Genomic DNA, 26173 nt, shown 5'->3' with positions numbered 1-26173 from the left:
GTCATGCTGTTTTTTGCTCCAATAACTTCAATATTTCAGCAGCCGCTGCCTGCTCGGCAAAACGACGGCTGCTTCCTTCGCCTAGTGTTACTGGCAAATCTTCCACTTTACACACCACTTTAAAGTGTTGATTTGGCGCATCTCCCTGAATATCAGTAACTTCATAAATCGGCAGAGGTTTTTTGTGTGCTTGTAAAAACTCTTGCAAGCGTGACTTTGGATCTTTAAGTTGATCCGTGGGTTCGATATAACCTAAATAGGGTTTATACCAGTTTAAGACAATTTTCTTTAACTGCTCTAGGTCATTACAATCTAAATAAATAGCGCCAATAATGGCTTCAACCGTATCAGCAAGAATCGATTCGCGATGATGACCACCCGATTTCAATTCTCCCATACTTAGAATCATATACTGACTAAGTTTCAAATCGTTTGCAATTTTACCTAAACTTTCCTGCCGCACTAATGTTGCGCGCATACGCGTCAGCCTTCCCTCATTTTCCTGTGGGTAAGCATGGTACAAATAGTGCGCAATAATCATGCCCAGTAAAGAGTCCCCAAGGAACTCCAACCGTTCATAATTATATTTATGGCTCACTGAACGATGTGTTAAGGCAAGTTGCAACAATTCAGCTTGCTTAAACTGATAACCGATTTGTTGAGCTAAGCGTAAACTACTTAGCTTGGACTGTCCTTTGATCAAAACTTTTCTCGAAGCTTAGAATTAAATCAATATTCAGAAACAGATGTCTACGCACTTCATAGTGTTTTGCCACCTGTATCTGACCTTCATCATTTGACACCTTAGCAATGTCATTGAATTTTGTATTCTGGATGTTGTTCAGACTCAGTTGCTCATCCATTTTGGATGAGAACTGGGTTGGAGAAATAGAGGTATCATTGGTTTTTAACACCTCTATAATTTGTTTATTGATGATATAGTCATCCCAATAAACAGGCCATACTGCAACCACAATTTTTAATGCCGCGATCAGAGCAATAACACCGAATAAATACCCTAAATACGAAGCGCCACGTTGACGTTGTAACATTTTAGTTATTATCCAAGTTAAATTTTAATCAATTTTACCATCTCGGCTAAAACTTGGAAGATGCAATCCAGGTTCTTTATGCATCCAGATCAAAAATGCTCGTCCTGTCAGGTTCTCTTCGGGTACAAATCCCCAGAAACGACTGTCAGCACTTTCATCGCGGTTATCACCCATTGCAAAATAATGTCCGGCAGGAACTGTTACTTCCCATGCTTTACCATCACTTTGGACAAAGGTTTTATTCGCACCAGCAACAAAAGGTACAGCACTTGGCTGGTTAGCAGTCACTGCATAATTGTATTGCTCAATGAGCGGATCCCGACCTTGAAGGTGACGAACTAAATGCTTATGCGTACCTAGAGTTTCATAGGTATATTGTGGGGTAAAAGAAGATAATTTATCTTTTTCACGGTTAAACTGTGTTGGTGTTTCTGTAATCACTTTACCATTAATCGTTAATAAACCATTACGATAGCTAATATGATCGCCAGGCAAACCCACTACGCGTTTAATATAGCTAATATTTGGCTGTAATGGATAACGAAAAACGATGACATCGCCACGTTCAGGCTCACCAATAGAAATGACTTTTTTATTTAATAACGGTAAACGAATACCATAATTAAATTTATTCACCAAAATATAATCGCCTGTTTCTAAAGTTGGCACCATAGAATCGGACGGAATATTAAATGGCTCATATAAAAATGAACGTAATACCAATACAACAGCCAATACTGGCCAAAAGTCATAAGCCCATGTAATGATGAAATGTTCGTTACCACGCCCTTTTGTTTCGCGCTGCTTGAGTTTTAACTTATCAAGCAACCAAACTAAAAAGAAGATAATCGTTACGGGAACGAGGATTAAATTAAAATCAAAATCCATGGGCTTTTCCTAATCGGACTTACTTTTTATCAACTTGTAAAACAGCTAAGAAGGCTTCCTGAGGAATTTCTACACTCCCCACCTGTTTCATACGCTTTTTACCTTCTTTTTGTTTCGCAAGCAATTTTTTCTTACGAGATACGTCACCGCCATAACATTTTGCCAACACGTTTTTACGCATTGCTTTCACAGTTGAACGCGCAATAATTTGTGCGCCAATGGCCGCTTGAATCGCGACATCAAACATTTGACGTGGAATAAGCTCTTTCATTTTTTCAACCAGTGAGTTACCACGGTAGCGAGCATCGTTACGGTGGCAGATCATTGCCAGAGCATCAACCTTATCACCATTAATCAGAACATCAACTTTTACAAGGCTTGCACTTTCAAAACGAACAAAGTTGTAATCAAGTGAAGCAAAACCACGTGAACATGATTTTAAGCGGTCAAAGAAGTCCATTACGACTTCAGCCATTGGAATATCAAATGTAATTGAAACCTGATTACCCAAGAACTTCATGTCTTTTTGAACACCACGGCGCTCAATACACAATGTCATGACATTACCCAAATATTCTTGTGGAACAAGGATATGACATTCTGCAATCGGTTCACGTAAATCTTCAACTGTTGAACCATCTGGCATTTTAGATGGACTATCGATATAAATCGTTTCGCCTGCTTTGGTCACGGCTTCATAGATTACCGTTGGCGCAGAAGTAATTAGATCAAGGTCGTACTCACGTTCTAAACGTTCTTGTACGATTTCCATATGTAGCATTCCCAAGAAGCCACAACGGAAACCAAAACCAAGTGCATCTGAACTTTCAGGTTCGAAGAACAATGCCGAGTCGTTAATTTGTAATTTTTGTAACGCTTCACGGAAAGGTTCAAAATCACTTGAATCAATTGGGAAAAGACCCGCATAAACCTGTGGTTTAACCTTTTTAAATCCAGGTAATGAAGCAACATCTGGGGTATTCGACAGTGTAATAGTATCACCTACTGGCGCACCAAAAATGTCCTTAATCCCCGCAATCACAAAACCAACTTCGCCCGCTTCCAACATATCTGTTTCAGTATGTTTTGGATTAAAAATACCCACAGAAGTAACAGGATGAACTTGCCCTGTCGATTTTACCAACATTCTGTCGCCCTTGCGGATACGACCTTGCTTAATACGAACCAGTGAAACAACACCTAAATAGTTGTCAAACCATGAGTCAACAATTAATGCTTGTAATGGTGCGTCACGGTCACCTGTTGGGGCAGGAATAATATCAACTAATGTTTCTAAAACTTGCTCTACACCTAAACCTGTTTTTGCTGAACATGTTGGCGCATGGGTTGCTTCAATCCCAATAATTTCTTCAATTTCGTGAATAACACGCTCAGGTTCTGCTTGAGGTAAATCAATTTTATTTAAAATTGGTAAGACTTCCAGCCCCTGTTCAATTGCGGTATAACAGTTTGCAACAGATTGTGCTTCGACGCCTTGGGCAGCATCCACAACAAGTAACGCACCTTCACATGCAGCCAAAGAACGTGAAACTTCATAAGAAAAGTCGACGTGTCCTGGGGTATCAATAAAGTTAAGTTGATACTCCTGACCATTTGGATGTGTGTAATACAACGTCACTGACGCAGCTTTAATCGTAATACCACGTTCACGTTCAAGTTCCATTGAATCAAGAACCTGAGCTTGCATTTCACGTTCTTGAAGACCACCACACATTTGAATAAAGCGGTCTGCCAAAGTCGATTTACCGTGGTCAATGTGAGCAATGATACTGAAGTTGCGGATATTTTTTATATCAACGGATTTTTTAGCTTGCGCCATGAGCTACCTTAAAAAGTTAAAAACGCCATGTACCTACTTTAAACATGTACATAGCACAAACTGTTAACGAAATTGCGAGCGATTATAGCAGATGGATATTTTAAAGTATCCATTATTTCATTTTGAAGCAGAGAATCGCTGAAAAATTAAGTCATTTATCCTATCTCAAAGAAACAATCATCCTAAACAATCGAAGATCTTTCTTTAAAAAAAATAATGATTAAAGTTTATAAAAATCATACGGATTAATTTCTGCATCTATCGGTTGATAGGTTTGCAAAAATGTTGGTGACAGTCTTTTGGGACGCCCCGTTGCTATTTCAACACAAGCCCATTTGGTTTTACCGATAAAGATGACAGACTGATCTTTTTCCCGATAAAAAGCATATTCCCGAAAAGAATACATACTGTCGATTTTGGATAGCCATGTTCGTAAGATAATTTCATCATCTAACTGAGCCGCTTTTCGATATTGCACATGATGTTCCACTGCGACCATTGCATGTTTAAGCTGTTGAAATTCAGCTAAGCCCAATCCTAGTTGTTCTGAATGTTGCTGGGCAACTTGCTGCATCCATGCAATGTAGACGACATTATTCACATGTCCCAATACATCAATATGTTCTAGTTCCACTTTTATTTTAAAATCAAAAACCTGACTCAATTTACTCTCTCATTCCTAAATTAGGGGCTGTTGACCATCCATCTATGTTTGCAATGATAGATATTCGACATAAATTTCACAATTTCAGCCTTGCTTGCTCTATTTTAACGAATAAGGCAAACATGAATAGATAACCAATTTCTTCATGTATTTATACTCTATCTTTTTCCATATTACTCTAGTTTGAGCATCATGAATAATTTACTTATTTTTCATACTGTTCATCCCATATCTTTAGGCAGATTTCATTAATTTAATATTGTACTTTTCTTCAGAAATAGGCACGAGACTTCATCAAATTCAAGGTAAAAGTTCAACTTAGACCTTTCTACTTCTGCAAGATTTCTTGTTTTAATTTGTTTATAATTCTTAGAAATAGCTAAAAACTCGCTTCTTTATGCTTTTAATCAGTGCATGTCTTGCAGGTGAACCTGTCCGTTATGATGGCAAGTCTTGTCTCTATCCAGTCTTAAATCAACTTATTTCACAAGGCAAAGCAAAAGCGGTTTGCCCTGAACTTTTGGGTGGATTTTCAACGCCTCGCCTGCCCGCAGAAATACAAAATGGATCAGGTTATGATGTGATTCAAGGTCATGCAAAAGTGATCGATGCCTCTGGTACAGATGTCACCCAAATGTATCTTGATGGTGCTCAAAAAACCTTAAAAATGGCGCAGCAACTCAATGCACAATGTCTCGTCTTAAAAGAAAATAGCCCGTCTTGTGGTCATCAGTTCATCTATGATGGTCATTTTCGTCATACAAAACGAATTGGGGTTGGCGTGACGACGGCTTTATTACAACAGCATGGATTTGAAGTGATTTCAGAAAATGAACTTGAACAATGGTTTTTGCAGCATCATTTACTTTAGTTTTTAAGTCTTGCATCGTTTATTTTCTTGGGCCTAATCAGATATCAAGGTGTATACCGCTTATCAACACTTAGGCTATTTTATTTTTGTTATGAATAAAAATATACCCGTGCCTAAATCTCATAAAATTTGCCACAAAATAACATATTCCAAATTTATGCAGCTTAACCCTTATGTTAGACTGGATCTAGTTGTCTTTTATCTCATTACTATATATGTCAGAAAAAAATACAGAAACACACCCTTTACCGCCTTTTTTGCCCGAAAATGCCCGCCTGCTGATGCTAGGTAGCTTTCCACCACCACTCAACAAGTGGAAAATGAATTTTTTCTATCCTAATTTTCAAAATGATATGTGGCGAATTATGGGGTTAGTTTTTTTCAATAATAAAAATCAATTTCTCGATATCGAACAAAAGCAATTTAAATTAGCAGAAATTCAACAATTTCTCATTCAGCATGGCATTGCAATTTATGACACAGCCTATGAAGTCATTCGTCAAAAAGGCAATGCTTCGGATAAATTTCTAGACATTGTCACACCGACTAACTTATCAAACCTACTACAGCAAATCCCGTATTGTCATACCATTATGACCACTGGTGACAAAGCGACAGAAACCTTAATGTCGAATTTCCCTCAAGACAGTGACAAACCAAGTTTGAGTACACCATCCCAAGTGCTCTTTGAACAGCGTTTATTACATCTATATCGGTTGCCCTCTAGTTCTAGGGCTTATCCGCTCGCATTAGACAAAAAAGCAGAACTATATGCCAATTTTTTCAAAGCAATTGGTTTATTAAACTAACAACCCTTCTACAAGCTGTAAAAGGGTTGTTTTTAGAACAAATTCTTTAAAGGTAAACTTTCATTAAAAATGAAGGTTTCATCTTATTTCAGCAATAAAGATTACTTTAATGAACCGCTTGAATTTTATCTAGAAAAATTCTGGCACGTTCATGTCGTGAAGCTAAATTTCCGAAAAATTCAGATGTTGGACAGTCTTCTAGAATTTGCCCTTGATCCATAAAAATAACCCGATTTGATACTTTTCTGGCAAATCCCATTTCATGTGTAACACACATCATGGTCATGCCTTCCTGCGCTAATTGCACCATTACATCTAAAACTTCCCCGACCATTTCAGGGTCAAGTGCAGATGTCGGTTCATCAAATAACATGCAAATCGGGTCCATGCACAAACCACGGGCAATAGCAACACGTTGTTGTTGGCCACCAGACAGTTGCCCTGGAAATTTATCTTTATGTGCCAGCAAGCCCACACGTTCTAAATATTGAGTTGCCTTGGCACGAGCATCGGTTAAATTTCTTTTTAAGACTTTTACCTGTGCAATCGTTAAATTTTCCAGAACAGTCATATGAGGAAACAATTCGAAGTGCTGAAACACCATCCCAACTCGTGAACGAAATTTTGCTAAATCAGTTTTAGGATCATTAAGTGAAACATGATCAACTATAATTTCACCTTTTTGAAAAGGTTCAAGCGCATTGACGGTTTTAATCAATGTTGATTTTCCTGAACCTGAAGGGCCGCAGACAACAACGACATCACCCTTTTCAATTGATGTAGAACAATCTGTAAGTACTTGGAAATCACCATACCATTTTGAAATATGCTGTATATCGATCATCGGCATTTTGATATCCTTAATTTAACGAATAATGGCTATTTTTTGTTGTAATCGTTTGACTAATCGGGATAGACAAAACGAAATACAGAAATAAACAATGGCGACAATGAGATAGAACGTCGCTTTTGTTTCTGGACCATAAGTATTTGCCAAGCTATCTGCATTACCTAAAAAGTCTGGTGCGCCAATGACATACACCAATGAAACGTCCTGAAATAAAATAATGGTCTGGGTCAATAAAACAGGAATCATATTGCGAAATGCTTGCGGAAGCACTACATAACGCATGGATTGACCATAGGTAAATCCTAAGGCATAACCTGCAAATACCTGCCCTTTTGCAACGGATTGAATACCTGAACGGACAATTTCAGAAAAGAAAGCTGCTTCAAACACGGCAAAAGTAATGACACTTGAAAACAATGGCCCGTAGTAAGTATCCGACTGAAATTCAAAAACTTTTGGAAGTAAAAAGTAAAAGATAAAGATGACTTGAATCAGTGGAATTCCACGAAAACAGTCAACATAAAGCTTTGAAAAGTTACGTGCCAACGCATTATTGGATAAACGCATCATCGCCAAAGGCGTACCAATTAAGATACCGCCAATCATGGCAAGTACGGTCACAATTAAGGTAAATTGCAGCCCTTTTATCAGGGTTTGAACAACATCAGGATGTAATAGACTAAAATCCATATTATTTACCTCCTGAACCTAAGCCCGGTACACTCATCCGCTTTTCAATCCATGCCATTACACCTTTAATGGTATAAGTGATAATCAAATATACTGGCGTTGATAAAATCAGAATCACCACATCCTGTGATGTTTCTTCACGCATGGTTTTTGTATAAGCAAAGAAATTGAGAACGCTTAATGCATATAGCACTGCCGAGTTCTTAAAAATATTCATTGATTCAGATGTTAGTGTTGGCCATACAATCCGATATGCAACAGGTAAAATAACGTAACGATAGCTTTGAGCTGTGGTAAACCCCATTGCAGAAGCTGCAAACTTTTGACCACGCGGAACAGTCAAAATACCTGCACGAATATGTTCAGAAATACGTGCCGCAGTATATAAACCGAGCGCCATCACCCCAATAGTTGCTGGGTGTTGGTTTAATACCCCTTTCCACCAACCACCTGCAACAATTTCCCCACTTCCTGCACTTAAACTTTTTGGTAAAAATTCCGGGAAGACAAAAGCCCAGAAAAAGAGTTGAACAATTAATGGAATATTTCTAAAAATTTCAACATAGACATTACCGATTGTTGCCAATGGTTTATTTGGCAAGGTACGAATAACACCCAATACTGACCCGAGAAAAAAAGCAATGATAAATGACAATAGTGCGGTCCAAACCATGGTCACAACACCATTGCCTAACATTTGCAACCATGTTGGCGCTTCAGCAACAGGTGAGTAATTTGCACCACCAATATGCTGACAAATACTTTCTGCCCACTGTGCTTTATTCACACTATATTCATTTGAGGCTGAACAGAAAGACGTCCAATTTAATGAGCCAAGAGACATAAATGCTCCTTAAAAAAACAAAAATCTGATCACTCACCAAACGGTGAATGATCAGCGTCATCACAACAGCAGATTAAATGCCTGCGTCAGTTGGACGTGCTTTTAATTTTTTAAATGAAGAACTTGGCGCCATATTTAGGTTGGTATGTTTTGGAGGGATTGGCGATTCAAACCATTTTTTATAAAGATTATCCATTTGACCAGATTTCCACATGCCGACAACAACACGGTCTGCAACAGCTTTAAATTTGGTATCGCCTTTTGGTAGCATAATGCCGTATGGTTCAGAAGACAGTACAGGGCCAACAATTGCAAATGCTTTAGGATTTGAAGATTTTGCAATTAAACCTGCCAAAATATTGTCATCCATTACAAATGCTGCGGCACGGCCTGAGGCAAGCATTGCAAAAGAATCGGCATGGTCTTTACCATAAACGTTTTGTACGTTTACAGCCTGACCTTTTTCATTCATTTTAATGTATTTATCAGAAGTCGTGCCTTGGGTTGTCACTACAGCCTTGCCATTTAAATCTGCAATACTCTTAATATTTGAGCCTGCTTTAACGGCCATACGAACTTCTGTGGCATAATAGTTGGTTGAGAACGATACCTGTTGCTGACGTTGAATAGAGTTAGTTGTTGTTCCGCATTCCATATCAATATTACCCGAAAGTAATTCAGGAATACGTGTCGAAGAAGTCACTGCCTTATATTCGACTTTTAAGTGCGGCATTTTCAATTCTTTTTTAATTTCATTTGCAACATTGTTACAAATATCAATTGCATAGCCTACTGGCTTGCCTGCAACAACATAAGAAATTGGGTCTGAAGATTCACGATGCCCAATTACAATTTTGCCAGTGCTTTTAATTTTCGCAAGAGTATCAGCTGCCTGAACTTGACTTGCGCCCCCTATTGCACAAAACATAAATGCAGTCGCAAGTACAGATTTAGAAGAAAGTTTCATTATTCACTCCTGTGATTAATCATTGTTTTAGCCACTATTCCAGTATGGCTTTGTTGGCTAAAACAATTTGGTATTCAGCAAACACCATGCCAACTTTTTTAGTAATGTTTATTTGTTTTAATTACTAATATATAAACTTATAATCAATTTAATAAAAAGAGTGAACAAAAAAATGCAAACATTAGACTTTTGTCTAATTTAAAATCAATTTTTTAATACTTTATTTATATTAATGTTTATTTTTTTGTGTATTTAATCACGTTTTCATTCAATTTCACAAAAAAAGCGCACCGCTTTGATGCACTCTTTTTTTGTTATGTTCCATTTTGTAAATATTTAACCTAACGCAGCCAACGCTTGCTGAAAAACCTGATCCTCATTTTGTGTTGCATCTAAACGAATAATCCGCTCTGGATAACGCTCATATAAATATTGGTATCCTTCTCGAACACGTGTGAAAAAGTCCATTTTTTCTTGTTCAAAACGGTCTAAAGCGCCACGTTCACGTGCGCGCGCCATGCCTGTTTCTATCGGGGCATCTAACCAAAAAGTAATGTCGGGCAAGCGTGTAACGAAGTTCTGATTCAACATTTCCAGTTTCGCCTGATCCAGCCCTCGCCCTTTTACTTGATAGGCAAAACTCGCGTCACTAAAACGGTCGCTTAAAACAACTTTGTTTTGTGCCAAAGCGGGTAAAATTACCTGATTTAAATGTTGGCTCCGTGCGGCATACACCAGTAATAGCTCGGTATCAGCACACATTTTTTCGTCATGATCGACTGCCAATAACATTGCCCTGATTTTTTCAGCAAGTGGTGTACCACCTGGTTCACGCGTTAAAACGACATCTTTACCAGTTTCTAAAAAGTATGCATGTAACTTACGAATTAATGTACTTTTGCCTACACCTTCCGTGCCTTCAAAACTAATAAACATTATGGTGTCGCTCCACTTTTCTTTTCTCTTAATACCGCTAAATATTGCTGAACGGCACGATTATGCTCATCTAACGTAGCACTAAATTTATGCCCACCATTGCCTGTTGCAACAAAATAAACATTGTCTGATTGGTCTGGATGCATTGCAGCTTCTATGGCTTTTTTACCTGGTAAGGCAATCGGGGTTGGTGGTAGCCCTGCCATGGTATAGGTGTTATAGGCGGTTGGAGTTCGCAAGTCATCTTTGGTCAACTTACCCTGATATTTATCGCCCATACCATAAATCACCGTTGGGTCTGTCTGTAAGCGCATACCCGTTTGTAACCTGCGAATAAAGACTCCAGCAACCTGATTTAACTCGTCATCTAGACTGGTTTCTTTTTCAATAATTGAGGCCATGATCAAGGCTTGGTATTTATCTTTATAAGGTAAATTTGGCGCACGTTTTGCCCATGCAGCATCCAGATTTTCCATTTGGTGATGGTATAAATCGAGCAAGATTTTTTTATCTGACTCACCTTTGTTATAAAAATAAGTATTCGGTGCGAATAGCCCTTCTAAATGATTATAAGGAATACCAAGGGCCTGAACCATTTCTGACTCGGGTAAATTGACAACCGTTTTATCAACTAAAGGATCTTGTCTTAGTCGAGCCACAAGCTGCTTAAAAGTCGTACCCTCTATCACTAAAATACGGTTCATTTGTGCATTTTCAGCATTCGACATCATATCGAGAACTTGACGCACACTCATGCCACGTTTGATTTCATACACCCCAGCCTTGAGCGTGTCATGAATCATAAATTTTTGATAAATTTTGAGGAGAATTGGAAACTTAACTTTCTTTTCTTTTGCTAAGTTGTCAATAAAATGTGTGTAAGTCTCACCTGTATTAATCGAAACAAATTGCTTATCCCCTTGTACTGGATATTGTTTCCATAGACTCACTGAACCGATCCAAATTGCAATCACTAAACATACAACAAAACCTATTCCCCATTTCCATGTTTGAAATGTTGATTCTGGCTTTTTCTTTGCCGTTTTTTTCTTTACTGGTTGAGCCATAATGCGTCTATCTGATTAAGTTTAAGTTGCTTACATAACTGCTGAGCAGGTTCAGTCTCTAAAGTCCGTCCATTGAAATGCTTTACAATCTGCATGGGATGTAAGGCATTACAAAAAAACAGCGCATCTATTTGGGAAGACTGCGCTATTGTGATCGGTGCTTTATCACATTTAATGTGTAGTTGTTGCATACGTGACAGAATTTCCTCACGCATGATACCGTGAACACCATTATAACCAAGATCAGGCGTAATCCACCGATTATTCACATGCATAAAACAATTACTGCTTATCCCTTCAACAATTCGCCCCTCAATATCCACAACTAGTGCTTCTGTTAGCTGTTTTGTTAGCGCCTCTTGCTTCAACATAACTTGTTCTAACCGATTTAATGTTTTGATACCAACCAATGCTGGCATGGTTATTCCTATGCGCGAATCAAGAAATTCAACATTATCAATCCAGCTCAGTGAATTTTCTTCAATAGGTTTGCTTGGATAACAAAAGATCCAGATATCAGCAGGATGATCTGGAAATGCATATCCACGTTGTCCTTCACCACGGCTAATGACAATTTTCAATGAACCATGCTGGAACTGATTCTCTGAAAAAATCTGCCTTAATGTCGTTTCAATCCCAGATAAATCGCCTTGGAGTTGCAACTGTACACAGGCTTTTTCAAGACGTTTTAAATGTCTGTGCCAAAGTTGTACCTGACCGTCCACCACTTTTGCTGTGGTAAAACAACCATCTCCATAATGAAAGGCTCGATCTTGTAATGCTATAGCATTCTGAATTTTGGCATTTTTATAACAGTACATAAAAGTGAACCAAGCAATTGATTTTAGGACTTAGTTTAAAACCAATGATTTTTTTCTTTTTCTTTTTTATTCATATAAATTGCACTTTTTATTATTTTTTTAGATTTTAATCTGGTCGTATTCTTCTTTCATGAATGAACATCCTATAGATATGAAGGAAAAGAAAATGCAGTTAAATCAAATAAAAATCGGGCTTTTGGCCACTTTGCTTTCATTCTCATCAATTAGCTTTGCAGCAAAAGACTTCTTAAATGTGTCTTATGATCCAACACGCGAGCTATATGTTGATATTAATAAAGGTTTCGGTGCGTACTGGAAGCAAAAAACAGGTGAAACCATCAATTTCCGTCAGTCTCACGGCGGGTCAGGGAAACAGGCACGTGCCGTAATTGACGGTCTAGATGCCGATGTCGTGACGCTTGCACTTGCTGCGGATATTGATGTGATTGCCGACAAAGCAAAACTCTTGCCTGAAAACTGGCAGAAACAGTTCCCTCAAAATTCAACGCCCTACACCTCTACCATTGTGTTTTTAGTTCGTAAAGGTAACCCGAAACACATTAAGGACTGGAATGATCTGGTCAAACCTGGGGTAGAAATTATTACACCAAATCCGAAAACTTCTGGTGGTGCACGGTGGAACTATTTGGCGGCATGGGCTTGGGCAAAACATCAATCTGGCGGTAATGACAAAACAGCACGTGATTTCGTTGCCAAAATTTATCAACACACCAAAGTTCTAGATTCTGGTGCACGTGGTGCAACGACGACATTTGCTGAACGTGGTATCGGGGATGTGTTACTGGCATGGGAAAACGAAGCTTATTTGGCTGTGCGCGAACAACCAGGCAAATTTGAAATTGTGACGCCTTCTTTATCTATTTTGACCGAACCTCCTGTTGCCATTGTTGAAAAAAATGTTAAGAAAAAAGGGACTTTTTTCGAAGCCAAAGGTTATTTGAACTATCTGTATTCACCTGCTGGTCAAGAAATTATTGCCAAAAACTTCTATCGCCCACGCAATGCCGCAATTTTGAAAAAATATAGCAATGTCTTCAAACCGCTAAAACTTGTCACCATTGATAAAGAATTTGGCGGTTGGAGAAAAGTCCAAAAAGAACACTTTGACAATGGTGGTGTCTTCGACCAAATCGTTCAAAGTAACAACGCAAAAAAATAATGATTTGAAATTAGGATAGGAGCTCAGGATATGACACATCATTTGATTGTTCCCGGTGTTGGTGGTAGTGATTCCAATCATTGGCAATCATGGTTACAGCGTCGCCTAACGACAAGTTCACGTGTAGAACAACAGTGGGATCGACCTATTTTGGATGAATGGGTTTCTCAATGGGTGAATGCCGTGAAAAATATCCAAGCACCTATCGAAATTGTTGCGCATAGTTTTGGTTGTTTAACCAGTATCGCAGCCTTGGCAGCTCATCCAGAGCTTGCAGTAAAGGTTTCTAAATTGCTTTTGGTTGCTCCTGCGAACCCTGCACGTTTTGGGGAAGCAGGTTTTGTTCAGGACAGCAAAACCAATTATCAGCACCATTTTGAAACGCTGCATATTCAAGTTCCTAGCATTATGTTCATCAGTGAAAATGACCCGTGGCTAGAGTTTTACGATGCTCAAAACTGGGCAAAGCGTTGGAATGTACCAGTGATTAATTTAGGTCAGGTCGGACATATTAATGTCACTTCAGGGTTTGGCCCATTCCCAGAAATCCTGCCTTATCTGGCTGCAAGTTCACACTGTGCTGTTGCAACACGAATGTGTAGTGCTACACAGCCTTTATCTCAATAACCTGTATTTTTTATTCTTTTTTCTGTGATTCGATTCAAGATCACAACTGAGGTATTCCTATGTCGCAGCCCAAACGTGTACTTTCGGGATTTGGACTATCCTTAGGGTTTACGCTGCTCTATCTGTCTATTATTGTCTTAATTCCACTTTCTGCTGTGTTTATTAAATCGTTAGGGATTGGCTGGAGTGGTTTTCTCGACATTATGAGTTCGATGCGGATTTTAAAAGCCTTACAACTCAGTTTTACAACTGCATTACTAGCAGCGTTCATCAATGTATTTTTGGGTTTACTGATTGCATGGTGTCTGGTTCGTTACCAATTTCCGGGAAAACGCCTTGTTGATGCCCTGATTGATTTGCCTTTTGCTTTGCCGACAGCCGTTGCGGGGATTGCCCTAACTTCACTTTATGCCTCGACAGGCTGGATTGGGCAATATCTTGAACCATTGGGAATCAAAGTCGCTTATACCCCCATCGGGATTACCCTTGCGCTGATTTTTATTGGTCTACCTTTTGTTGTGCGTACAGTTCAACCTGTTTTAAGTGATTTAGAAACCGAACTTGAAGAAGCGGCTTCGGCTTTGGGTGCAAATCGTTGGCAAACCATTCGCTACGTTATTTTTCCAATTACCTTACCCGCCATTTTCACAGGATTTGCGCTTGCCTTTGCACGTGGTGTAGGTGAATACGGCTCGGTGATTTTCATTGCAGGGAATCAGCCTTTTAAAACCGAGATTGCCCCCCTCATGATCATCTCTCGTTTGGAAGAATATGATTATGCCGCAGCAACAACCATTGCCGTCATTATGTTAGTGATTTCATTTGTCATCTTATTTGGAATCAACCTATTGCAAACATGGGCAACACGTCGCACAGGAAGAGCCGTATCATGAATATCACATCACAAAGCGATTATGCCATTCAACTTCAGTCACGGGATGCCACACGTGAACCAACATGGGTTCGTTATTTACTGCTCGCATTGGCATTGATTCTTTTTTTATCTGTCTTGATTTTGCCTTTGGTTCTGGTTTTTGTAGAAGCTTTCCGTCAAGGCATACATGTTTATGCAAATGCCTTAATTGATCCAGATACGTTATCAGCCGTCAAACTGACCTTACTCACTGCCGCCATTGCCGTTCCTTTAAATGTGGTGTTTGGTGTTGCCGCAGCTTGGGCTGTTGCTAAATTTAATTTTAAAGGCAAATCCATTTTAACCACGCTCATCGACATGCCTTTTTCTGTTTCACCTGTGATTGCAGGTTTGATGCTGGTATTGATTTTTGGCACACAAGGCTGGTTAGGCGAATGGCTCTTAGACCATGACATTAAAATCCTTTATGCCCCACCCGCAATTATCATTGCAACTGTTTTTATAACCGTTCCTTTTGTTGCGCGTGAGCTCATTCCACTGATGCAAGCACAAGGTTCAGAAGAGGAAGAAGCAGCAATTTTGTTAGGTGCTTCGGGTTGGCAAACCTTTTGGAAAATCACCCTTCCCAATATTAAATGGGGTTTGCTCTACGGTGTCATTTTATGTAATGCCCGTGCAATGGGTGAGTTCGGTGCAGTTTCAGTGGTTTCAGGTCATATCCGCGGTGAAACCAATACCCTGCCATTACATGTCGAAATCTTATACAACGAATATAGCTATAGCGCAGCTTTTGCAGTCGCATCTCTACTTGCATTCCTCGCTATCATCACCTTAATCATTAAAACATGGGTTGAATTGCGTCAGGAAAAATTGAATGCGCAATTACAAAAATCGGAATAAATTCGGAGTAGCGTTATGAGCATTCAAGTTAAAAACATTGGGAAAAATTTCGGTTCATTCCACGCATTAAATAACATTAGTCTTGATTTTCCAGAAGGACAACTGGTGGCTTTACTTGGCCCTTCTGGTTGCGGCAAAACCACGCTTCTTCGGATTATTGCAGGTTTAGAAACGGCAGATTCTGGACAAGTGTTACTTGAAGGATCTGATGCAACCCATACACATGTTCGAGAACGTCAGGTCGGTTTTGTTTTCCAACACTATGCTTTATTTCGCCACATGTCTGTGTTTGATAATGTCGCATTTGGTTTACGGGTACGTCCAAAGGCAACTCGCCCATCAGAGGCAGAAATTAAACAGCGAGTACAGCAACTGCTAGAACTGGTTCAACTCGACTTTCTGGCAGATCGTTATCCTGCCCAACTGTCTGGTGGTCAAAGACAACGTATTGCACTTGCCCGTGCTTTGGCGGTTGAACCGCGTGTTTTACTACTTGATGAACCTTTTGGAGCTTTGGATGCCAAAGTACGTAAAGAACTGCGTCGCTGGTTACGTCGTTTGCATGATGAATTACACATCACCTCTATCTTTGTAACCCACGACCAAGAAGAAGCGCTAGAAGTTGCAGATCAGATTGTGGTGATGAACAAAGGAAATATCGAACAGATCGGCTCTCCAAGAGAGGTCTATGAACACCCTGCGACACCGTTTGTCTTTGACTTTTTAGGTCAGGCAAACCGCTTTGAAGGCGAAAACCAACAAGGGATGCTCGTTCTCGGTGATGATCGCATTCGCCTTGAAACCGACCAACCACAAGGGAATTTGATTGCATTTGCACGTCCTCATGAGTTACAAGTACATGCACATCCCAAAGAAAATGCAATTCAAGCAACATTCATTCGTGAACTGTGGATTGCAGGGAAAATCTATCTTGAACTTCAAGATCGCCAAGGAAAAATCATCGAAGTGATCTTAACGGCTGAACAGGCAAAAACTCAACACTTCCAACCCAATCAACATGTTTGGGTCAGTGCCAAGCAATTACATCTATTCGAGCATCCAGCGGCCTAACACTTGTTACGCCCAGTTTAAAAAGTATTAGGTTAGTGAAAGATTATGAATTTTCAGCAATTACGCATTATCAGAGAAACTGTTAGACAAAATTTTAATTTAACAGAAGCCTCTGCGGCACTTTATACCTCTCAATCTGGTGTAAGTAAGCATATTAAAGATCTTGAAGATGAACTTGGCGTTCAGTTATTTATCCGTAAAGGTAAGCGCCTACTTGGATTAACTGAACCGGGTCAGTCTTTATTAAGTATTGTTGAAAGAATGTTGGGCGATGCCGACAACATCAAACGCCTTGCAGATGACTTTAATAAAGTAGATGAAGGTAAACTCACAATTGCGACTACACATACACAAGCACGTTATGTACTGCCACCGATTGTGAACTTATTTAAAAAAGAATTTCCAAAAGTTCATTTGGTTCTACAACAAGCCAGCCCAAATGAAATTACCGAAATGTTGCTACGTGGTGAAGCCGATATCGGGATTGCAACAGAGTCTTTAACGACTGAAGAAAATCTGGCGAGTGTCCCATACTATACATGGCAACATAGTATTATTACCCCTTATGGACACCCACTCACTCAGCTTGAACACATCGCTTTAGAAGATTTAGCACAATACCCGATTATTACCTATCATGACGGGTTTACTGGGCGCTCTAAAATCGACCAAGCATTTGAAGAAATCAATACAGACGTCGATATTGTAATGTCTGCCTTAGATGCCGATGTCATTAAAACCTATGTTGAGCTTGATATGGGCATCGGCATTGTCAACGATGTTGCATACGACAAAGAACGCGACTACCGACTTCAACAAATCAAAACTGATTTATTTGGATTAAATACCACATGGATTGCTGTGCGTAAAGACCATTTACTTCGGGGCTATGGCTATGAATTTATTGCTTTATGTTCACCAGACGCAGATATTGCTGCCTTAAAAAAAGTCGCATATCCTGATGATTAATTCACACTAAAATTTTCAAAAACAAATGCTGCTAATCATATTTTTAGTGGCATTTGTTATCACTTTTTCTATTTTAGCTGTTTTACAAAACCTGTTTGCATAAGCCACCCCTGATCCTGTAATTTAGAATAATAAGGTAATGTAAATACAAGGAAATCGGCACACATGTCTGAATATCAAATACATGTCATCGATGTAAAAAATAACTTACAAAACTATATCTGGTTGCTCGAACACACAACCACCCATGACGTCGTTGTAATTGACCCAACCGAGTCACAACTGGTTTTTGACTATTGTCAGCAACATCAACTCAATATCTGCCAAGTCTGGCTTACACATTGGCATAAAGACCATATTGGCGGTGTCCCAGATTTACTTGCCAAATACCCTCACCTTCCGGTTTATGGCCCACGTGACGAATTAAGTAAAATTCCTTTTATTTCTCATCCCGTACATGATGAACAGACATTTTCTTTCCATGAACTAGAAATTGAAGTAATTGCCGTTCCTGGGCATACTTTAGGCCATATCATTTATTATACCGATTTTTTAGAAAGTGCATTTGTCGGCGATTGCTTATTTGCAATGGGCTGTGGGCGTGTTTTTGAAGGCACTTATCAACAAATGTTCCACTCACTCAACCGCATTGCGGCTTTGCCTGAGCATACAAAACTCTATTGTGCGCATGAATATAGTCTATCTAATGCCAAATTTGCGTTAAGCATTGAGCCTCATAATGTTGCACTACAAGAACGTGCTGAACATATCGAATATTTGCGTTACTTAGATAAAATTACCCTACCTACGACGATTGCTGAAGAATTAGAAACAAATCCTTTTTTAAGAGCAGAGTCACACGAGGAATTTGCCCGTATTCGTAAATTAAAAGATACTGCGTAAGCCATTTTTGGCAACCCGCCTATGCTTGCGATAACAGATACCTGTGAAATGAGACCTTCTCAAGCCATAAAAATTTCATACTATTACAGTTAAACTCTAAACATACGCCATCAAATTAAACGATTTGATGGTGTATGTTGATATCAAACCCAACATACAAGTCGGTGAAATATTTTTTTACACTCAAAATTGGATTTTAGCGAAATTTTCACAATTATTTTCAATTAGTCCCTTTCTCTTAAAATATTCACAAGTATTTGTTTTAAATAACTTTATTAAAATTTCACACTATATTTTTTATTCATTTTTTAGTCACATTTTACATTTAGAATACTTTTCTTAGTAAATATTAAAAATTATTCACTGAGTTCCCCTTTAAAAAATTACACCTCATCCTTATAAATAGATATAACGATTACTTGAAGGTGTGAGCCATGAAAAAAGTTGTTAAAGCAAAAAATCTTACGGCATTTCGTATTTGGTTAGAAAAATTGGGATACTCTGTCAAAAGTTTGGCAGACAATAAGGGGTTTACATTTAGTTTTAAAAAAGAATATGGCTTGGTTACATATGATTTATCAGGGAACGCTTTGGCAATGCAACTTGGTGAAGAATTTGAGGATCACTTAAAAGCTTAATACGCTTTTTATTCGATCATTGGACACCCCTGTATATTATTGATAATAATAAAAAACTTTCATTATCGTTATTTAGGCTCAGATCAGAAATGAGCCTTTTTTATTTAGATTTCTAAGCCATCTATGCGATGGGAAACTTCTGGTCACAATCAAAAACGCTGACCTGATTTTTCTAAGCCATCTATGCGATGGGAAACGCATGCCGAATAATTTCAATAATTCATTGAGTTTTCTAAGCCATCTATGCGATGGGAAACAAAAAGAATTGCGTAAGTACAATGGTTCTAATTTTCTAAGCCATCTATGCGATGGGAAACAAAATCTTTCGAATAAAGATTCCTGATCTTCAGTTTCTAAGCCATCTATGCGATGGGAAACTGCCAATCGCTGGTGATACAGAGCCTGCCGTTTTTCTAAGCCATCTATGCGATGGGAAACCTTGTAAAAGATCATCCAGTCATTCGGCTTTTTTTCTAAGCCATCTATGCGATGGGAAACAGTAAACAAATCACAATAAATAAAGTAACAACAAATGCTTAAGGTAAAAAATATTAAAAGACCAATACTTTTTGCTCAAAGAGTAAGTTATTGTTTTTATTAAACTATTAAAGAATAAAAAACTTTAGGGCCTTACCCCGATTCAATAAGGACAAAAATTACGTATTGCACCTTATTGGAATCAATTTATTATCATGAATGTCACAATGCTCTTACCGACAAAGCCTCTGGAATATTTAGTCTAATGTCATAATAATAGTTGCAACAGCGTTAAATGCACCTTCTGCAATATTTTCAGGTAATGTATTAGGGTCTTTCACAAGTCCTATTCTTAAGGTATCTGGACCACCTCGACCATTTCGAATTTGTGAATTAAAATAACCACTCACTTGATTACTAGGTGCTAAAAGTTTACCACTATCTCTATGGTAAAATTCCATTCCCAAATAAGGAATAAGATTACCCGTTCCAGCAGTCGAACCTCTTTTTACTTCTACAGCATTACCAGAAAAAGAACTCGGCGCTGCTGAAAGATAGAGTCTAATATTTGCATTATAATTCGTATCGATACTGCCATTATTATTTTTACATTGATAAGTTAATTCAACATCCTGTGCTCCTTCACTTGTAGCACCAGTACCAGGGCCCGAAATCCTAGAACGACGCACAGTACCCAAATCAACAACCATCAGTTGACCATCATTAATATCACAGGTTCCTGCTGGTAAAATAATGTCATTCGCTGCAATAAATTTCCAAATGAACGTATTCTCATCAATAGGAGTAGTGTCACTACCAATATATGCATATTTCAACATATGCATGGTCATTAATTCATCGCCTTTTTTAATAAATACACCATTAGTAGGTCTATCGCCCACTTTCATGACTAATTTCAAGGGTAAAGGAAATGATGCAGCATCGCCTCGGGGAAACTCTAGAACAAGTACATTTCCCGGTAAACTTTCGAAATAATTAACACCATTAATTTGTACACCAAATGCCACTGCTGGATTCAATGGTGTAGTAAAACTTGTCATAAATAACCAGTCTGTATATACTTCTGGAGCCTCGTTCTGACATACAATATAACTGTTAACATCAGCATATTCATTGACTATCCCAGTATTCCCACTGACTAAATCTGGGTCTAATGGTACTTCAAGAATCGTAAGGCTTCCTATTCCAACACCCTGACCTGATGTAATATCTGTACAAAAAAATGCATTTGCTTTTGTAATGCAACTTAATACAAAAATTAGAAACAGCAATTTCTTGATCATTTTATTACCCTAATAACAACTATTGATATTCAATAATTAGTGATGATGTAGCTGTAAATGCCCCTAAATGAATATCACTTAAAGTTAATGTATCTGACTTACGTGATACATGTGCAATAAAATCCAAGTTATTGATTCCACTTTTTAAATAAAATGAAGATTGGGGTTGATTAAAAGTGATGTAATTCCCTTTATCATCTTGTATTTTTATTCCCACACCACTCGCCTGACTTGTAGGATCTAAATTAAGAATCGTATTATTTTCACTCGTATTTGTGCTTGAAAACTGAACTTGAGTGGTTTCATTTGTTCCAGGTTCACAATCTAATTCTACTGAAAATTTTTCTAACCGATCATACTTAAATAAATCCTTATTTGTCAGCACACCAAAATCGACCACGATATCATTATTTACAAGCGTACAAGGCTCCGCCAAAATTAATCCTATGACTTGTATTTCTCCATTTGCCTGAGCATTAGGAACGAAAACAGCAAGGGTGTTAAACATTAAGAACAAAGTTGTCCCTAAATACTTTAATTTCAACTTTGTTGATATAGCCATTATTTTTATTGACCTCAAATACTATTTTATTTTTTGGCAAGACATTCTGTGACTTTGCATTCATACTTTAGTTCTTCTTTACCACCATAATCATTCACATAAATTAAAGTAGGAGAGTTTCCTAAAACCGTTGGACTTAATTTAACGGTTTTTTCACTAAATGGGCTGATCATAATCGCTTCAAAATTCTGAATTGATTTATTTTGAGAATTTTTAGCACCAATAATAGTGGTGTAATAAGCTGTTGGATTTTTAGCAACTAATTGATTATCTTTCTTAAGTAAAACTAATTCTGCTTGCCAAGGTTTATTCATAAGCTCATTTGACGTTATCATTAAATTCGATGGTCTATAAAATAATTTAATACGGCTTTGTAATGCAACTTGTAATACATTTGCCTTATCACTTTTCGGAGGAACTTCGCGTAAATTAAAGTAATAAATGGTTTCTCTATCTTGTGGTAATTTTTCAACTATTGGTAAAGCTTCTATTCTCACTTGACTCGCTTGATTTGGTTCTACCCGTTGAATCGGGGGAACAATAACAAATGGAGAATTAACTTTTACAGCCTGATCATTTTCCAGCCATGCCTGAGCCAAATAAGGTAAATCTTTATTTTTATTATATATCGTGACCGTTGTTGATTTCTGATCACCATTAAAAATTATGCGGGTTCTGTCTAATGTAATCGCTGCATTTACATATGCACTTGTACCGACTATTGTTGCTACAAGAATTGTTTTTAATGCCTGTTTAGAAAAAGTATGACAAACATTATTAATCATGCTGATCTCCTGTAATGTTACGAGTTTTACAAACGATGCTTTGGTTCGCTTGAAGTTCATTTGGTGAGTTAAAAGTAATCACACATTCACTATTTTTTGATAGTTTCGCTGTCATTGATTTTCCGTCATGTATACCGAATAGGTACGTTAGACCTTGATCATCAACCATTCCTGCAACCTTACCTTGTTCATTAAATACTTGCGTACCGAATGGAACATAACCACCTGTGTCTAATTTCAAAACAAGAAGTTGTTTCTGACCGGAAATAACACTCAGCTTTTTATAACCAATAGATCCTTTCGTAAGTGTGCTATATATAATCGAATCATTGACTTCAGCATTTTTTGGAATTTTATTTAAATCAACTTTAATTTGGTTTCGATAATAGCTATTCACATCGCCAATGACAGCTTTACCAAAGCGATTTGACGGTGTCGTTGGTCCATACACTTTCAATGGAATATTTTCAGCACCTTCTGTATCAACTAAAATTCTTGTGCTATCCATTGATGCAATTCTATGAAAATCTGTTCCTTCGGCTGTGACGGTCAGGCCACCTTGCATTGTCATTGCGACAGATGAATAACGATCTTGTTGATGGTTAGCACTCACACTAAATCTGGCACGGTCACTTCGATGATTGAGGTAAGCACTCACTGAACTATAGTCTTTATCATCATAAGCATAACTCATTTGATAATTTGTACGCTCATCAACAATATCACTATAAGAAACCCGATTACTTGTAGTATTTTTAGTTGTATCCAGACTATAACCAGCCCTAGCACCGTTATCTAATGGAATCGATAAGGATAAAAATGCGCCCCACTCTTTCTCTTCAAATCTATTTTGATAAGCATTAACTGAAACTGTTACGCCTTTTAATTCATGGAAATTAAAAATTTTATTTGCAGAAACATTATAATACTCACGATCTTTCGCACCATCCCAGAATGTCTGCTTACTTAAATTAAGATTTAGAGATATATTTTTGCTAGGGAAATGTTGATTTAAAGCAATGCGATACATTTCTTTATTTTGACCAATATAAGGTCTATTTTCCGAAATATTTAAGAAATCATTCATACTTAAGAAGTTTCTTTCAGAAAAACGATATCCTGCAAATTGAATCTGACTACCAAGTTGGTTAAATGTTTTAGAATAATTAATACGATATGACTGCCCTGAACGGTTTTCACCCAATGGAAGTTTCGCCATAGCATGCGTCACATCAAAAGCAATTGCGCCTAAAGCATGCAAATTACGCCCAGCACCCAATGCAACAGAATTATAGTCTTTCCCCAAAACACCACCACCAATTAAAGACCAATTGGTGGATATCCCCCATGAAAATTCACCCGTTGCAAATAAATCACCAGTAACCTCATGATCAAAATTTGTCGGACGGCCAATAGCAGCCTTATAGCGTACTTGGCCAGGTCTGGTCAAAAATGGTAAAGAAGTCGCTTCAACAGAAAATTCTTCTACCCGCCCATCTTGTTCTTCAACACGAACATTTAATGTACCTGTTAAGCCTTCATTTAAATCACGAATATTAAATGGACCAGGTGGAACCACAGATTGATAAATAACTCGTCCTAATTGACTAATCGTTACTAAAGCATTTGTTTGGGCTATGCCTGTAACTTCTGGTGCATAAGAGCGCAGATTAGGAGGTAACATATTAATATCTGATACTAAACTGGCACCTGTATAACGAAAACTATCAAATATATCTGTGATTAAATAATTCTCGCCTACCGTTAATTGTGATTTTAAGGATGGGATAGGACGATACATATAAAACCGATTCCAACGGAAATCGCTATTTTTTTGATTATAACCTGTAACAATATGACGATAATTTGCTTGCCATTCTGCGCGAATACGCCATGCACCCAAGTTATAGCCTAGCAAACCAAAAGTGTTGACATTTCCTGTATTATCATCAGCAGTATGATTCTGTTTAATCCAATTTGCAGAAATATTATAATCTAAAATAAATCCATTAATCCCTGTACTCCATAAAGAAGAAGGCACCCAATAACTGTTTTGATATTCTAAATATGATTGAGGAATACGGATACTTAAGCTATTTTGAGGTAAATTTGCTTGAACGAGCATTCCATCAACACTTGAAACAACTAAACATTGTTCTTTTATACCCGGAATAGACACCCACTCTAATTGCTTTTGGTTCTTCTTTAAAAAACCAAAACTTTTGACTATTTCAGGAGTCAAACAGGCCTCTGTCATAGAAGGATCATTTAATGATTCAAAAAAACGAATTTTTTCATCTTTTAGTGCATTATTGTTTAAAGAAATTGAAAAGTAATAATTACCAGGTGGGATATAACCAGGTTTAGAGAAATAATCAATTTGAAAATTATCTTTATCAGAAATATCTAACAAATCGGTATTAAAATGTAGGTTATTTAATTTATTCGTATTTTTATCTTTTTTATCAATTTCATTAACGGTTGCTTCCTCTTTAATAGCCAGACTTTTTTCTGACGTAGAAAAATCATCTTTGCTATTATCGTTTAATACAGCAAATGAATTCGATGCGATGAATATCGTACAAAAAATTAGTAAAATTCTTGTTAAAAATCCTTTATTTAACATAAGCTTACTATTAAAAACCCAATTTTTAAAATATTGATGTAATATAGTTACTAAATAAGGTTTAAGGAGATATAAGAAAGAGTAAAGTTTGTAATTCCTTGGAATTCACCTAAAGGAATGTCTGCTGCTGTCGTTGCAGTATCCTTTGTTTTCAAATATGCACTAAAGTTCATAGTGTTATAACCTGGTTGAAGCATACCATTTAGGTTTTGTGCTGTACCAAATTTAATCGCTTCATTATTTGCAGCACTTGAAATAATAATACCGACATTACCAGCTAAAGGATCTCCACCAAATCCTGTTACGCCTAATGCTGTAATACTATTACCAAGGTCAACAGTACTACCAGAGAAAGTAATACTTACTGCACCAGTTGCTAAATTAGGTTGTGTAGCTGTACCAAAATCACAGTCTTCTAATTCAATTGAAAATGGTTTTGGTGTTGATTCGCCTGATGCGGCTAAAGCTGAATTTGATATCTGACCGAGATAAACGACTTGATCTACAGATTCAGGTGCAATTGAACATGGTGCATTAACAATTTCACCTTTAAATGTAACTTTACCATGACCTTGGTCTGCTGCTTGAGTGGTCATAGCCAATGAAAGACCAAGTGCTGTAGCTAATGATGATGAAATAATTGTCTTATACATTAAAAAAACCTCGTTGTTTTTCTGTGTGGATTAAATATTAATGAGACTAAATATTAACAATAAATTTAATAAAAAATAGTATTAAAACTAAAAATATATAAAAAAGTAATTAAATAAAACACAATTTATGATTGCATCATGATATAAGGAGATTGTTACACAAAATTAATTAATGAAAGTTTTTCTTAGCCATATACTCTCTAAACGGGAGTGAATGAAAGCGTAAAATACCAACTTAAATATCATGACCAATCGTGAAAATTACATATAAAAATAGACAATAAAAATATTAAAATACAAATAGT

27 protein-coding genes and 1 CRISPR repeat array are annotated in these 26173 nt (G+C 37.5%); of the genes, 10 read left to right on the top strand and 17 right to left on the bottom strand.

The genetic code is table 11. The features are described 5' to 3' along the window. Window position 1 precedes the first annotated feature (1 nt). The 5 genes from rnc to ABDV70_RS05275 form a co-directional block, all read right to left on the bottom strand. Window positions 2-703 carry a ribonuclease III gene (gene rnc, locus ABDV70_RS05295; protein ID WP_343596019.1) on the bottom strand — a complete coding sequence of 234 codons (702 nt, stop codon included), beginning with the start codon at window positions 701-703 and terminating at the stop codon, window positions 2-4. Beyond that, window positions 675-1052 (bottom strand): DUF4845 domain-containing protein, encoded by a 378-nt coding sequence (locus ABDV70_RS05290; RefSeq protein ID WP_343596017.1) that lies wholly within the window; start codon window positions 1050-1052, stop codon window positions 675-677. The genes rnc and ABDV70_RS05290 overlap by 29 nt, the downstream gene beginning before the upstream one ends. A 24-nt stretch (window positions 1053-1076) precedes the next feature. After that, window positions 1077-1940 (bottom strand): signal peptidase I, encoded by an 864-nt coding sequence (lepB, locus tag ABDV70_RS05285; RefSeq protein WP_343596015.1) that lies wholly within the window; start codon window positions 1938-1940, stop codon window positions 1077-1079. Between the two features lie 19 nt (window positions 1941-1959). Next, window positions 1960-3780: a translation elongation factor 4 gene (lepA, locus tag ABDV70_RS05280; RefSeq protein WP_343596013.1), complete on the bottom strand. Its 1821-nt coding sequence runs from the start codon at window positions 3778-3780 to the stop codon at window positions 1960-1962. 220 nt (window positions 3781-4000) lie between these two features. Continuing rightward, entirely contained in the window at window positions 4001-4444 is a 444-nt protein-coding gene (locus ABDV70_RS05275; protein WP_343596012.1) for a thioesterase family protein, read from the bottom strand. A 397-nt stretch (window positions 4445-4841) separates the two neighbouring features. Between ABDV70_RS05275 and ABDV70_RS05270 the strand changes: the two genes are divergently transcribed. Both ABDV70_RS05270 and ABDV70_RS05265 read left to right on the top strand, forming a co-directional pair. Beyond that, window positions 4842-5315: a DUF523 domain-containing protein gene (locus tag ABDV70_RS05270; RefSeq protein ID WP_343596011.1), complete on the top strand. Its 474-nt coding sequence runs from the start codon at window positions 4842-4844 to the stop codon at window positions 5313-5315. A 215-nt stretch (window positions 5316-5530) separates the two neighbouring features. Next, window positions 5531-6124, top strand: a complete 594-nt coding sequence (locus ABDV70_RS05265; RefSeq protein ID WP_343596009.1) for a uracil-DNA glycosylase family protein — start codon at window positions 5531-5533, stop codon at window positions 6122-6124. Between the two features lie 106 nt (window positions 6125-6230). On the opposite strand, the gene ABDV70_RS05260 is transcribed toward ABDV70_RS05265, so the two are convergent. The 7 genes from ABDV70_RS05260 to pabC all read right to left on the bottom strand — a co-directional run bounded on the left by ABDV70_RS05260 (window position 6231) and on the right by pabC (window position 12299). Next, entirely contained in the window at window positions 6231-6974 is a 744-nt protein-coding gene (locus tag ABDV70_RS05260; RefSeq protein WP_343596007.1) for an amino acid ABC transporter ATP-binding protein, read from the bottom strand. Between the two features lie 15 nt (window positions 6975-6989). After that, on the bottom strand, window positions 6990-7664 hold the full coding sequence (locus tag ABDV70_RS05255) for an amino acid ABC transporter permease (RefSeq protein ID WP_343596005.1): 675 nt from the start codon (window positions 7662-7664) through the stop codon (window positions 6990-6992). 1 nt (window position 7665) lies between these two features. Beyond that, window positions 7666-8508, bottom strand: a complete 843-nt coding sequence (locus ABDV70_RS05250) for an amino acid ABC transporter permease (protein WP_343596004.1) — start codon at window positions 8506-8508, stop codon at window positions 7666-7668. 73 nt (window positions 8509-8581) lie between these two features. After that, window positions 8582-9475 (bottom strand): amino acid ABC transporter substrate-binding protein, encoded by an 894-nt coding sequence (locus tag ABDV70_RS05245; protein WP_343596002.1) that lies wholly within the window; start codon window positions 9473-9475, stop codon window positions 8582-8584. A 336-nt stretch (window positions 9476-9811) separates the two neighbouring features. Beyond that, window positions 9812-10411 (bottom strand): dTMP kinase, encoded by a 600-nt coding sequence (gene tmk / locus ABDV70_RS05240; protein ID WP_343596001.1) that lies wholly within the window; start codon window positions 10409-10411, stop codon window positions 9812-9814. Continuing rightward, window positions 10411-11478 (bottom strand): endolytic transglycosylase MltG, encoded by a 1068-nt coding sequence (mltG, locus tag ABDV70_RS05235; RefSeq protein WP_343595999.1) that lies wholly within the window; start codon window positions 11476-11478, stop codon window positions 10411-10413. Before mltG ends, tmk begins: the two co-directional genes overlap by 1 nt. Further along, window positions 11463-12299 (bottom strand): aminodeoxychorismate lyase, encoded by an 837-nt coding sequence (gene pabC / locus ABDV70_RS05230; RefSeq protein ID WP_343595997.1) that lies wholly within the window; start codon window positions 12297-12299, stop codon window positions 11463-11465. Before pabC ends, mltG begins: the two co-directional genes overlap by 16 nt. A 166-nt stretch (window positions 12300-12465) precedes the next feature. Between pabC and ABDV70_RS05225 the strand changes: the two genes are divergently transcribed. The 8 genes from ABDV70_RS05225 to ABDV70_RS05190 all read left to right on the top strand — a co-directional run bounded on the left by ABDV70_RS05225 (window position 12466) and on the right by ABDV70_RS05190 (window position 19461). Further along, the gene (locus ABDV70_RS05225; protein WP_343595996.1) at window positions 12466-13479 is read left to right on the top strand and encodes a sulfate ABC transporter substrate-binding protein; all 1014 of its coding nucleotides are present in this window, start codon (window positions 12466-12468) and stop codon (window positions 13477-13479) included. A gap of 30 nt (window positions 13480-13509) precedes the next feature. Continuing rightward, on the top strand, window positions 13510-14106 hold the full coding sequence (locus tag ABDV70_RS05220) for an alpha/beta hydrolase (protein WP_343595995.1): 597 nt from the start codon (window positions 13510-13512) through the stop codon (window positions 14104-14106). Window positions 14107-14165: 59 nt separating this feature from the next. After that, on the top strand, window positions 14166-14999 hold the full coding sequence (gene cysT, locus ABDV70_RS05215; RefSeq protein WP_343595993.1) for a sulfate ABC transporter permease subunit CysT: 834 nt from the start codon (window positions 14166-14168) through the stop codon (window positions 14997-14999). Further along, window positions 14996-15880, top strand: a complete 885-nt coding sequence (gene cysW / locus ABDV70_RS05210) for a sulfate ABC transporter permease subunit CysW (RefSeq protein WP_343595991.1) — start codon at window positions 14996-14998, stop codon at window positions 15878-15880. The genes cysT and cysW overlap by 4 nt, the downstream gene beginning before the upstream one ends. Before the next feature lie 15 nt (window positions 15881-15895). Further along, window positions 15896-16951 carry a TOBE-like domain-containing protein gene (locus ABDV70_RS05205; protein WP_343595989.1) on the top strand — a complete coding sequence of 352 codons (1056 nt, stop codon included), beginning with the start codon at window positions 15896-15898 and terminating at the stop codon, window positions 16949-16951. Between the two features lie 45 nt (window positions 16952-16996). Further along, window positions 16997-17920: a CysB family HTH-type transcriptional regulator gene (locus ABDV70_RS05200; RefSeq protein WP_343595987.1), complete on the top strand. Its 924-nt coding sequence runs from the start codon at window positions 16997-16999 to the stop codon at window positions 17918-17920. A 165-nt stretch (window positions 17921-18085) separates the two neighbouring features. Next, the gene (gene gloB, locus ABDV70_RS05195; protein ID WP_343595985.1) at window positions 18086-18823 is read left to right on the top strand and encodes a hydroxyacylglutathione hydrolase; all 738 of its coding nucleotides are present in this window, start codon (window positions 18086-18088) and stop codon (window positions 18821-18823) included. Between the two features lie 434 nt (window positions 18824-19257). Beyond that, window positions 19258-19461 (top strand): hypothetical protein, encoded by a 204-nt coding sequence (locus ABDV70_RS05190; RefSeq protein WP_343595983.1) that lies wholly within the window; start codon window positions 19258-19260, stop codon window positions 19459-19461. Between the two features lie 109 nt (window positions 19462-19570). Then, window positions 19571-19959: a CRISPR direct-repeat array (repeat unit 28 nt; unit sequence TTTCTAAGCCATCTATGCGATGGGAAAC). Between the two features lie 236 nt (window positions 19960-20195). On the opposite strand, the gene ABDV70_RS05185 is transcribed toward ABDV70_RS05190, so the two are convergent. The 5 genes from ABDV70_RS05185 to ABDV70_RS05165 are packed head-to-tail and all read right to left on the bottom strand — an operon-like array spanning window position 20196 to window position 25868. Further along, the gene (locus ABDV70_RS05185; RefSeq protein ID WP_343595982.1) at window positions 20196-21242 is read right to left on the bottom strand and encodes a fimbrial protein; all 1047 of its coding nucleotides are present in this window, start codon (window positions 21240-21242) and stop codon (window positions 20196-20198) included. Between the two features lie 19 nt (window positions 21243-21261). Then, window positions 21262-21804: a fimbrial protein gene (locus ABDV70_RS05180; protein WP_343595981.1), complete on the bottom strand. Its 543-nt coding sequence runs from the start codon at window positions 21802-21804 to the stop codon at window positions 21262-21264. A 26-nt stretch (window positions 21805-21830) separates the two neighbouring features. After that, entirely contained in the window at window positions 21831-22589 is a 759-nt protein-coding gene (locus ABDV70_RS05175) for a fimbria/pilus periplasmic chaperone (RefSeq protein WP_343595980.1), read from the bottom strand. Continuing rightward, complete coding sequence (locus tag ABDV70_RS05170) at window positions 22582-25215, bottom strand: fimbria/pilus outer membrane usher protein (RefSeq protein WP_343595978.1); 2634 nt, start codon at window positions 25213-25215, stop codon at window positions 22582-22584. The genes ABDV70_RS05175 and ABDV70_RS05170 overlap by 8 nt, the downstream gene beginning before the upstream one ends. 50 nt (window positions 25216-25265) lie before the next feature. After that, the gene (locus tag ABDV70_RS05165) at window positions 25266-25868 is read right to left on the bottom strand and encodes a fimbrial protein (protein ID WP_343595977.1); all 603 of its coding nucleotides are present in this window, start codon (window positions 25866-25868) and stop codon (window positions 25266-25268) included. Window positions 25869-26173: the final 305 nt, after the last annotated feature.

This window comes from Acinetobacter sp. (assembly GCF_039596015.1).
GTDB lineage: Bacteria > Pseudomonadota > Gammaproteobacteria > Pseudomonadales > Moraxellaceae > Acinetobacter.
The sequence above is the reverse complement of the archived record's forward strand: the minus strand, read 5'-3'. Positions and strand labels throughout refer to the sequence as shown.